The organism is Dolichospermum sp. LEGE 00240 (genome assembly GCF_015207875.1).
Classification (GTDB): Bacteria; Cyanobacteriota; Cyanobacteriia; order Cyanobacteriales; family Nostocaceae; genus Dolichospermum; species Dolichospermum gracile.
Window position 1 is genome coordinate 1 of sequence record NZ_JADEVZ010000108.1, and the last position, 10,904, is coordinate 10,904.

Here is a 10,904-nt window from a genome sequence, read left to right on the forward strand (position 1 = left end):
CCCCTGCTCCCTGCCCCCTGCTCCCTGTCGTCTATCACCCTCCCGTCACCTCTTCCCCTTGTGGGAGACTTCTAATCAGTTCTCGAATCACATCCGTTGCCGGTCTACCTGTCTGTTGACAATACTTTTCTAGTTTTTCCGCTTCTTGTGTGGCTAGATTCACTGTTATGCGTTTAACCGCCCATTTTTTGTTTGTCATCATCATGCACTTTGCTGTATATTAACTTGATTTAGAGGATCTGGTCACTCAAAACAAAAATGAGACTATGAAAGTTAGTCTGAATTAAAAATGTAACAAAAACACTAATCTTATTTAAAATCTTCAGTTTGTCAACTACTTACCCAAATAAATTTGGCGATAACCTGGCTTGAATACTGGAAATTTCTGGTAATTTGAGCCTGAGCGCCATTGACTCGACCTATCAATGTGTAAATAGGGAACAAGTAACAGGGAATAGGTAACAGGTAAGAGGGAGTAGGTAACAGGGAAGAAAATAGAGCAGGACAATCTTACAAAAACAAAATTGGATTGTTATAGATATCCTGTAATTTAATTTATAAATTCTAGGTATATCTATTTATTTAGTCAACCGTTTCCAAGCTTAATTCTTCCGAGGAAAGTACACGAGCTTCTAATAAAGCCATCATATCTCTTAACTGGGGATTACCACGAGAAGCTCCAGTCAATCCTTTGGCAATGATTAACCCACAATGTCCTTGAGTATTTTGACACCGTTGATGCCATTTTCGCTTGGCTTCTATATGCACTGGGTCATCATCTAAAAATTGCCCAAACAAAAATAATTCACTGTTATGCGTTTGTAATAAACCTAAATCGTATAGATCATCATCTACTGGATCCGTGACGGTGTGAAAGCAGATGGCGTTTAATCCTCCAGCGGCTTGAATATTTTCAATAATTCCTTTAGCTTTAGGACGGGAGGTTTGAATGACAATCACAGGTAAACCATCACCGGCTGGTTCAAATTCCCCTGCTGCTTGGTGATTAGGTGCTTGACGCAGGTAATCTAATGTTTCCCAAGGTAAGACACCCAAACTCATGAAAGCATCTTCTGGGATTAAGTCGTCTCTTAAGGCTGCAAATATGGAATCATCATCGTCGTCTTCATCTTCGTCATCTAAATCAAAACCAGCCATTTCCTCTAGTTCTGCTGTCAACTCTGGCATGGTAGAAACAGTGACCGTTAAGGATTTGCGATTGTTGTCGGCTTCTGGTAGAGAAATTCGATAACGTTGGCTCAGGGCAAGAAAATCTTCGTCGTATAATTGCCGATGGTGGTCACGGAGAAACCGCAATAAACTTTCTACGGCAACAAAACTGAGGAGTGCTTCTTCTTCATACAAAACGGAACGTAACCCTTCTAGGGGGTGAATATTGCCGAAGGTAGGTTGAATTTCGGACAGGGGCATTTGTGCCAAATTACCCAAATCATCAGCTTCGTTGTCATCCAGGGAGTCAAAGGTGAGAAATAGACAATCTTGTTTGAGGAAGGCTTCTTCTAAATCTTGATTTAGTTCATCTTCGTCAGCTAAAACAGCAGCCCGAAACCGTTTGAGGGAATCTTCCGAACGATAAAACAAAATGCCATATTCAATGCCCAACATTCCCATGACGGAGGCATAGAGTTTTTCTACGTCCCATTGATTGATTTCTATGGATAAAATTTGCTGTTCTTCTAGAAATCGCCAAGGGGCAGCTTGCCAGACTTCTAAGGCTTGATCATGGAGGAGTTTGGCGTATTTGGGGGGTAAGTCGGGAGTTTGGCTATCAATGACTTCGGCAAAGGAGCGAAATAGTTCGTCAATTATGGGTAATTCCGGTACGTAGTCAATGGCAATGTCTAAATCCTGTAGGACTCCGCGCAGGTAAAATTGAATTTCCCGATCGCGCACAACTATTCTTTGTGGTCTACCGGGTTTGGCTGGACTTTGGGGATGTTCTATTGCCCGCATCAGGGTACGCACAATGGCTTCGGGCCCCAGAGTGGGATCTATCATGTCCATGCCTCTAACAATGCCTTCTGAGGCATCTACCCAAAGAATGCAATCTCCTTTGGTGTCTGGGTCTGTAAATGGGGTGTGTGGTGATGATAATGGACGGCGATCGCCCTCCCATACAGAAGGAATTTGGGTTAATTTCTGCAACCGGCGACTGGTAGAGCGATTAAAACTTGTCATAGAGTAAGTGAATCAAAACAAAGCGATGGAAAATGGGAACTTTGGGAATGGTTAATCTTTCAACACACCTAACCCCTCAATTCTAGGATAAAAATCTCAGGTTGCTGACAAAGGAGCAACAGTTGAAAAAAGAAGGGATTATTTGAAAAATTTTCTCCTATCTTTCCATCTTCCCATCTTCTTATGCTTTTTTGCCGTCGTAATGTCGCTAAAATAAATACAAAAACATTCATAGCAACCCAGAGGTACAAAAATGCCTGCTGGGATATTGATAAAACTAGTTCAGGAGTAAAAAATTTATGACCCAAGCAACTCAAACCCAACAACGGGGAATTCTGTTATCTGAAGCGGCATTACGTCAGGTTAAGTCTCTTCAAGATAAGCAAGGGCAAGATTTATGCTTGCGGGTGGGAGTCAGACAGGGTGGTTGTTCGGGAATGTCTTACATGATGGATTTTGAGGATGTCAGCAAGATTACCGCTGATGATGAGGTTTTCGATTACGATGGCTTCAAAATTATTTGCGATCGCAAAAGTCTACTTTACCTTTACGGCTTAATGCTCGATTATAGTGATGCCATGATTGGTGGTGGTTTCCAATTCACTAACCCCAATGCTGCCCAAACTTGCGGCTGTGGTAAGTCTTTCGGAGTATAATACCGTGAGAAGTCAGGAGTCAGGAGTCAGGAGTTCGGAGTTCGGAGTTCGGAGTCAGAACTCAACTGACAACTGACAACGAACAACTGACAACTGACCACTGACAACTGACCACTGACAACTGACAACTGACCACTGACAAATGACTAATACAACAATTGAAGACCTATTTGATACAGGTTTAGAACGTTATAAAGCTGGGGAGTCTGTAGAATCCTTGATTCCTGTATTTAAAGAGGTGTGCGATCGCTCTCCTAAAGCCAGTTCAGCCTGGATTTGTTTAGCTTGGTTATATCTTCTTGATAACAAAGGTAAATTAGCTTTCAACGCTGCGAATAAAGCCGTGAAACTCAATCCCCAAGACCCACAAGGCAGAATTAATCTAGCTTTAGCTATGCTAGAAACAGGTCAGAAAGGTTTACGGGAACACATTGATGTTGCACAACAATTGATTTTTGTCAATGAGGAATGGCAAGAAGAAGTTAAAAATAGCATCGAAGATGGTTTAACCAGAAAACCTGATTGGAAAAATTTAGCCAAAGTTAAAAAATGGTTATTTGAAGAATAGGGAATAGGGAATAGGGAATAGGGAACAGGTGACAGGTGACAGGGAACAGGTGACAGACAAGAGAGAGAATTAATGACAACTAACAACTGACAACTGACAACTGACAACTAACAACTAACAACTGACAACTGACAACTGACAACTGACAACTGACCAATCAAAATGAAAGACAAATTATTAAACTGGCTCAATTTTATATTAGTTGCTGATGTTTTCCTCGTAATTTTTGGTTTTGGATGGCTGGTGATAGCCGTGATTGGTGATGCTTCTGGAATTAACTTGGGATTAGATTTGTGGCACAAACTCTGGATACCAGTGTTTAACCCTGCTATTGGTATATTGATGGGCGGTGCGTTACTTAGTGGTATTATTAGCTGGGTATCTAAAAAGCTGACGAAAAATGAGTTATAGCAGGAGTTAGGAGTCAGGAGTCAGGAGTCAGGAGTCAGGAGTTAGGAGTCAGGAGAAAGAAAGAAGAAAGAAGGAGAAAAACCTTTTTTTTAGCAATAGTTTGACTGTTAATTGGGGTTTGCTGAAAGAGTGATCTGTGGAGACTAGGGAACAGGGAACAGGGAACAGTCTAGTGTGTTAATTCTGAATCCCTTATCCCATAAGACTTCATGCACAAAATGTGTCGCATATTTTTATGAGAAAGTGCCTGGAACAGATGCTTTCGGTGTAAACTACGGTAACACCAATAATTTCCCAGAAAATCGCTCCAAAACACACAAAATTAACATACTAGGAACAGTCTCAAGAGTTGAATGATAGCGATATTTCCTGGGAATAGAAATTAAATGCAAGGTTTTTAAGTTTCCACATCATAAAAGCTTGCACCTTTTCCAACTAAAACAGGATCAAATCCTTTATATGTAATGCTTTCAGGTTTATTCAGCCAGCCCTAATTGATCGTTCTCCTCAACTTAATTGTGCCACAAGTTGATTTTCTACTAGGGTATTGTTGGTTAATAAGTCTTCAACGGTAACTCTTAAAAACCGTTGTTCATCTACTTGAAAATAGATTTTAATACGATCGCTGCCGGGAAATCCTGGAGGTTTGAGTTTGGCGATTTTACTGGCATTTGCGCTATCATTGAAGGGTTTAACGGTAGTTACAGGAGTATTAAGTTGACGAGTAATTAGGCGATCGCCATCAAAGTATATCTCTGTTGCACCTGTTTCTGCACCTAATTCCCCGATAATTAACTCAATGCTGGGTTGATTGTCTACGGAAGCACCTAAAACTAATTCTACGGGTTGAGTCATAGGATAAGGTTGTCCGGTTTTAATGATAGGATGCCAATTGTGACGTTGGTTGCGGCGATCCCAATAACGCACACCATAGCTATGATAAAGGTAGTCTTTGATTTCTATGCCTTGGGTGATTTGTAATGCACCATGGGCGATCGCTTCAAAAGGCAGACGACGACGGATTTTTTCTGGTTCAAAATATTGTTCTATCCATGTCTGTACCACTGGCAATTGTACAGTTCCACCAACTAATAATACTGCATTAATATCATCAATTTCTATGCCATAGCGTCGCCCTTGCTGTAGTAATGTCATCATTGAATCATGCAGCTTATCGAAAAATCCGTTTTCTTTCAAAATATTTTCAAAGGTGTAACGATCAAGATCCATTTCATAACTTTCAAAGGTTTGATCGTTAAAATAAACTTCACTAGCTTGATCACGAGTTGATAACTGAATTTTCACCCGTTCTGCGAGTCGGGTGGTGAGAGAACTAACTGGTAATCCCTGAGTTTTGGCAAAATAATCTACTATCCAATTATCAATATCAGTTCCGCCGAGATTTTGCCCTGCTTTGGCTAATACACGGGCTGTTTTCATCTTTTGTTTAGAATCTTCCCCTAGAGTTTTATCACCCCATTTAAGGAGAAATCCTAAAGGCTTGGTTTTAGCTTGTTTTCCCTGATCTAAGCTTACCAAAGATAAATCTAATGTTCCTCCACCAAAGTCAACAACCAAGAGAGTTCCTTGATCTGCTAAACCATAACCTAAAGCGGCTGCGGTGGGTTCATCTAACATTCGGATCTGGGCGACGGGTAGGGATTGACAAACTTTCCCTAACCAGTAACGATAGGCTTCAAAGCTGTCTACAGGTACGGTTAAAACTAAGGAATCTATGTTTCCTTCGAGGATGGCTAATTCGGTAATTACTTGGCTTAAAAACCATTGTCCCACTTGTTCAAAGGTAATGTTTTTACCGTCCAGTTCTGGCAAAAAACCCTGAATCTCTGCACCGATGCCGCGTTTAAAGTTACGGAAAAATCTTTGATCAGTTTTTATATCTAAACCGCGATCGCACACCTGTTGTCCAGCTATAATTGTCTCCGTGCTGGCATTTTCTACATAAACTAAGCTAGGTATTAGTGGAGGGTTGAGAAATTGTTGTGCTGATAAACTAGGCAAATTCAGAGTTTCTGCTTGTTGAGTGACAGGATGCCAACGAGTGATAACTGTGTTACTTGTACCAAAATCAATAGCGATCGCCATATCTTAATATTATTTCCGAAAATAGAGAACTATTATTTTTGACTTTTGACTTTTGACCTTTGACTTCCGCTTTGCGGTGCTGGCAACTTTTGTGGTATTAAATCTGTCAGAGTGTAAAAACTACCCAAATATCTATTATGTCTGTTGACGCTAAAGGTATTCCCGGTTTACCTGATTTAACACATCCCCAGGAATTATTGCAATTTGGTACTCAATTACTCCAAAGTTCGCTATTATTATTTTTTTTAATTATAGCCTTGGGAGTGGCAATTGCCCTAATTAGTTTTTCTCTGGGAAGATATTCGACCGAACAAGCGGTTTTTTTCGGTCAATTGTCAATTCGTTACTCCCAATTATTGCAAGGATTACAGCATTTAACCTTAATCTTAATTTTGTTAGTAACTGGCTTTTTTTTGTGTTCAACTTTAAGCAATCGTTACCATTATTGGGAACAAGCAAAAGTCTCTGAAGTTGCGGCTACTGTAGCAGGTGATAAACTCGAACAGGTTTCTCCCCAAGTTCGCTACATTACTGAAGAACCTTATGTTTATACTACCCAAGTTAATGGTAAGATAGTTAAAGTTAACGACAAACAAAAAGTTACTCGTTACCTCGCTTTAGCAAGTTCAGAAATTCAAGTTAAAATTAATCAAAGTGTAGATGTCCAAAATCGTAGTTCTATTTATCAGACAGACTATACAGCTAATTACAAGGTTATTAACCAACTGAGTGATATTAATAGTTTTTTCTGGGAAGTACCACCCCCTAATGGTTACTCGATCCTGCGCGGTTACAAAGTAGAACGGGATGGAACAAGACTAAAACAAACAAATAACGATGATTATAGTTTTCCTTTCCGCTTAGAACCGGGACAAGAAACTATTTTTAAAGTTACCTATAAAGCCGATGGTGGTCCCCGCTGGGTTTATAGTGCCACAAATCAGTTACTTTCACAATTTAGGCTGGTGGCGATCGCTAATTTTAATAATGCTGATTTTGCCAGTGGGATTACTCCTGATGATATTAAAGTTGACGGTAAAAGCACCCAATTTACTTGGATTTTTGCCGAAAATGTGGCTGTAAAAAATCCTTTTGGTGTCTTTACTAGCACTAAACCTATTGGCAAAACTGGCATTATTCCCCGGTTGTTGTTGTTAGCACCGGCTTTGTTTTTATGGTGGATATTGCTGCTGTACTTATCCCTACCCATGACTTTGAAAAATGTCGCCATTGCTGGAGGTATTTTCTTTGCTTGTTTATTAACACTAACCTATCTATCACGGATAATTAATGCTGAATTAGCTTGGTTAATGATTGCACTAATTTTATTAGCTTTAAGTTATGGTTTAGGTGAAAACCGTCGTGTTTCTTTAGCAGCAATTATTTGTACAATCTCTGGAGTTGTTTTACCTGTATTTGGGTTATTAATTCCTTTTACTGGCTTAACCTTGAGTATTGCTGGGTTACTATCAGCCACATGGTTAGCTGTGCTACATTGGTACGGATGGGATACTATTAGATCCCCGACTTCTTAGAGAAGTCGGGGATCTGGTAGTTTAGCAGCATAAAAAATCAAAGTTCCACTGAAACTATCCGGATGGAGGAAGAACGGTGATGGATACTCAAATAGTAGATGCACCTTAATTAAACTATTACCCTCGGCTTTTAGCTGGGGGTTTTTCTTGGCCTTGGGCTTTGGGATTTCTATTCTAGCAACATATCATGGGAAATGTCAAAAATTTGGTTCTTCGGTTATTTTTATGGAAAACCTGGTTCAAAATCATTGAAAGTCCTATTGTGTAGGCATTTCATTGAAAATATGGAAATAATTGTTTATAACCCTTGTCCCGTAAGGGTTTTGTTATCATCAATCCTCAATTACCATAAAAGAGAAAGAGACGGAAGAGCCAAGAATTTTCTCTGAAAATATCAGTCAGTAAATTGGGGGCTAACCATAGGGCATAACCAATAAAACCAAATAGTAAAGTAATTAAGAGAGTAGCAACATAGCTAACACACATTAACAACCCATCCGCTTCAATGGTCGCAACGGCTAAAAGTAAAATTCCCACAGTCGGAATAGGATTGGTAAAAGGAACGGGAGAAATTAATAATATTGTTAACCAAGAGATGCACAGCCCGTTAAATCGCCAAATCCAAGGATGATTAGCGACTTTTTGTAATCGGGGACGGGCAATTGTTTCTAATATCCTAGTGACGCGCCGCAGATTTTGTAAGATGATTTTAGCGAAAGCGTTGGGAAATTTATAATTAGCAATTTTTTTGGGTAGCCAAGGTGTTCTTCTGCCTAAAACCATTTGCAATGATAATAATAAACAAGCCCCACCTAAAGGACTACTCAAGCCTGGAGGCATGGGAAATAGAAAAGGTAATACCAGTAATGTGATTACCAAACTAAAACCCCGTTCGGAAGTTTCTGCGAGGATATCACCTAAAGTTAGCGGTTGTTCACTTAAACGTTCTAGAAGAGATTTAATTTCTTGAGAAAAGCGTAAATTCATAACTATGATTTTAATGATTTTTGTGATTCTTATGATACAGCAAAATTTAGAAGTGAACACCGCTGAATGTTTCTTTCGTGACAGATAGGAGTTTTGATCTTCATTTTCTACCTTAAATAATAGTTAAGATGTCATCAAATAAATCAGATCAATTAGGTAAATCATAGTTTAAGATGATAGTCAGGGTGCTAAAACAGCGATCGCTTGAGGAACAACCCGAAACACAGCCGGAGTATGGGTGGTGATTTCTCCATCTGTATTAATAGAATGGGGTCTGCGAGTGTATACTGTGATTTCCTGACCTTCCAGGGCGCGAACATTTGGCGAATGAATATGTCGTCCTTGACGCATAGCCGGCAGCAAAGGCAGAATTTGCCACCAATGATCAATTTCTAAGCTATAAAGATCCAGCCTTTGATCATCTATAGCTGCATCGTGAACTACAGCCATCCCCCCACCATAATAGCGACCATTACCCACAGCAATTTGCACAGTTTTAACATAAATTGATTCATCATTCATGCGAATTTCTGCACTAAAAGGGCGGGATTTCCAAATTACTTGGAATGCAATTGCCGCATAAGCAAATATACCCCAACGCCGTTTAATTTCCTTAGTTAATTGTTGAGTAATTTTTACACTTAACCCCAAACTGGCCACATTAAAAAAATATTTACCATTTACACAACCTAAATCAATCCTGCGTAACTTTCCAGAAGCAATAATTTGACATGCTTCCGCTAAAGAATTGGGAATCCCTAAAGTCCTTGCTAAGTCGTTAGCTGTTCCTAAAGGTAAAATACCCAAAGGTAGTTGAGTCTCGACTATCGCTTCAATAGCCGCATTCAGTGTACCATCACCACCACCCACAATTACCAAATTTATTTCTTGTTGATAATGCCGAATCAAATCACCTAATTGATTTGGATGTTCTGTAGATTCTGTAATTATCTCTAAACCCAATTTATTTAAACAATTTATCGCTTCTTGGTAACGTTCTTGTCCTTGACGAGAATTACTATTTACTAACAATAGTGCGCGGAGACTCATTTTAGCTACCTTTTGTAGTTTGTATATGGAATTATTTACATCCATTTGCTGAAAATCTCAGTGTAGGATGATCAAAAAGTTGAGACTTAACTGATTATAGAATACAGTAATATGGTTCTAGTATAACCGAGCATTCAATTATTTATTTTTGTCTATAAGCTGTTACGCAGCTAAATTTGATAACCATAATTTACTTGAACTTTGTAGTGCGGGCATCTTGCCCGCTAGAATTATACAAACTAAATGCACAACAGCTTAGTAATCATTATTTAGTTTGGATAAAAATCTTGCCAACTTCTTTATATCTATCTAAAGGAATATCTATTATTTAATAATATTTTGACTTGGTTTTATTGATATAGAATAGTGGCAGTTTTGCAACCGAAAATAAATATGAGTTCATTAACGATTTTACAAAACATCGCAAAACATCTTCCTGTGGTGGGAGATAGGCATACCAAAAGTCTAATTGCTTACAAAGCCACCCGTCTGGCGGTTAGAACAGTTAACGCAGTGCAAATGGCAATAGCCGAGTCTTATATCAATGGATTAGAAGTACCGGATGCTGTGTTGCGATCGCTTTTTGATCGTTGTATGCCCGTCTTTTTTAAATATTTTCCATCCTTGCTTGCACCCTACGAATGGGTATTAACAGAAACATCTGGAGATTTTATTTAATTTGGTTTGTTGCTAATTTCGCCAGTTGCGATGGTGAATACAACGGTAATGGACAATATTTAATGGTTCACGTCTTCTATTGCTTTCTGCGCCTCTGGTTGGATAATGATTTGATATTTATCATTCATTGGGAACTGTCTAATTTATTAAACAATTCATTAAAGAAATCTTCGGCTTTTTTTCCTTCACCTTTCTGCATTTGTTCTAAGCCTGGTTTAATGCCTTTTAAAGTTTCTACTAACTCAGCAGCATCTAATAGTTCTTGATAAGATTCTGCATCTTGAACAACTAACTCGGCTTTTCCGTTGACAGTGAGAACTAAGGGGTGTTTTGTTTTTTTAATCTGTTGTAGAAATTCAGTGGTGTTACGCTTAAATTCGGTGAGGGAATGTATATCTTTACTAAGATTGATCATGACCGCAAGTTTAATTAGCATCTAATTCAATGTTAATTGTGATTGGTGGTATTTGTCAAGTATTTTTTGGTAATAGCTACAACAACTACAGGTAATACAATTGTCTTATTTAACTTAATAAGTCTTGGTTATTTTTATAAAGTTCTTGAACTATTTTTAGCATATCTAATATTACAGCAGTTTGAGATCAAACGCGGTACAAAGATGGTAAACTTTAAAGATGTAAAAAAAAGAAAATAATTGAGATATATGGCAGCAGCATATTCGACTGATATAAGACAAAAAATATTAAGTGCTTG

The 10,904-nt window shown here is 38.7% G+C and carries 11 protein-coding genes; 5 read left to right on the forward strand and 6 right to left on the reverse strand.

All coding sequences use genetic code 11. The features are described 5' to 3' along the window. Nucleotides 1–34: 34 nt before the first annotated feature. Entirely contained in the window at nucleotides 35–205 is a 171-nt protein-coding gene (locus tag IQ226_RS22970) for a CopG family transcriptional regulator (RefSeq protein WP_193899250.1), read from the reverse strand. Between the two features lie 377 nt (nucleotides 206–582). Further along, the gene (locus IQ226_RS22975) at nucleotides 583–2,199 is read right to left on the reverse strand and encodes a hypothetical protein (protein WP_193899253.1); all 1,617 of its coding nucleotides are present in this window, start codon (nucleotides 2,197–2,199) and stop codon (nucleotides 583–585) included. A gap of 299 nt (nucleotides 2,200–2,498) precedes the next feature. On the opposite strand from IQ226_RS22975, the gene IQ226_RS22980 reads away from it, so the two are divergent. The 3 genes from IQ226_RS22980 to IQ226_RS22990 all read left to right on the forward strand — a co-directional run bounded on the left by IQ226_RS22980 (nucleotide 2,499) and on the right by IQ226_RS22990 (nucleotide 3,834). After that, complete coding sequence (locus IQ226_RS22980; protein ID WP_193899255.1) at nucleotides 2,499–2,855, forward strand: iron-sulfur cluster assembly accessory protein; 357 nt, start codon at nucleotides 2,499–2,501, stop codon at nucleotides 2,853–2,855. A gap of 142 nt (nucleotides 2,856–2,997) precedes the next feature. After that, nucleotides 2,998–3,423, forward strand: coding sequence for a M48 family metallopeptidase (locus IQ226_RS22985; RefSeq protein WP_193899257.1), 426 nt, complete (start codon nucleotides 2,998–3,000; stop codon nucleotides 3,421–3,423). 162 nt (nucleotides 3,424–3,585) lie between these two features. Beyond that, nucleotides 3,586–3,834, forward strand: coding sequence for a hypothetical protein (locus IQ226_RS22990; RefSeq protein ID WP_193899259.1), 249 nt, complete (start codon nucleotides 3,586–3,588; stop codon nucleotides 3,832–3,834). A 507-nt stretch (nucleotides 3,835–4,341) separates the two neighbouring features. Here the strand turns inward: IQ226_RS22990 and IQ226_RS22995 are convergent. After that, entirely contained in the window at nucleotides 4,342–5,940 is a 1,599-nt protein-coding gene (locus IQ226_RS22995) for an Hsp70 family protein (RefSeq protein ID WP_193899261.1), read from the reverse strand. 137 nt (nucleotides 5,941–6,077) lie between these two features. On the opposite strand from IQ226_RS22995, the gene IQ226_RS23000 reads away from it, so the two are divergent. Continuing rightward, nucleotides 6,078–7,475: a hypothetical protein gene (locus IQ226_RS23000; RefSeq protein WP_193899263.1), complete on the forward strand. Its 1,398-nt coding sequence runs from the start codon at nucleotides 6,078–6,080 to the stop codon at nucleotides 7,473–7,475. 339 nt (nucleotides 7,476–7,814) lie between these two features. On the opposite strand, the gene IQ226_RS23005 is transcribed toward IQ226_RS23000, so the two are convergent. Both IQ226_RS23005 and IQ226_RS23010 read right to left on the reverse strand, forming a co-directional pair. Further along, nucleotides 7,815–8,462, reverse strand: a complete 648-nt coding sequence (locus tag IQ226_RS23005; protein WP_193899265.1) for an exopolysaccharide biosynthesis protein — start codon at nucleotides 8,460–8,462, stop codon at nucleotides 7,815–7,817. Nucleotides 8,463–8,642: 180 nt separating this feature from the next. After that, complete coding sequence (locus IQ226_RS23010; protein WP_193899269.1) at nucleotides 8,643–9,512, reverse strand: lipid kinase; 870 nt, start codon at nucleotides 9,510–9,512, stop codon at nucleotides 8,643–8,645. A 393-nt stretch (nucleotides 9,513–9,905) separates the two neighbouring features. On the opposite strand from IQ226_RS23010, the gene IQ226_RS23015 reads away from it, so the two are divergent. Continuing rightward, a complete protein-coding gene (locus IQ226_RS23015; RefSeq protein WP_228039625.1) occupies nucleotides 9,906–10,190 on the forward strand; it encodes a hypothetical protein in 285 nt (94 codons plus the stop codon). A 124-nt stretch (nucleotides 10,191–10,314) separates the two neighbouring features. On the opposite strand, the gene IQ226_RS23020 is transcribed toward IQ226_RS23015, so the two are convergent. Next, nucleotides 10,315–10,626 carry a type II toxin-antitoxin system Phd/YefM family antitoxin gene (locus IQ226_RS23020; RefSeq protein WP_370567220.1) on the reverse strand — a complete coding sequence of 104 codons (312 nt, stop codon included), beginning with the start codon at nucleotides 10,624–10,626 and terminating at the stop codon, nucleotides 10,315–10,317. Between the last annotated feature and the right edge of the window lie 278 nt (nucleotides 10,627–10,904).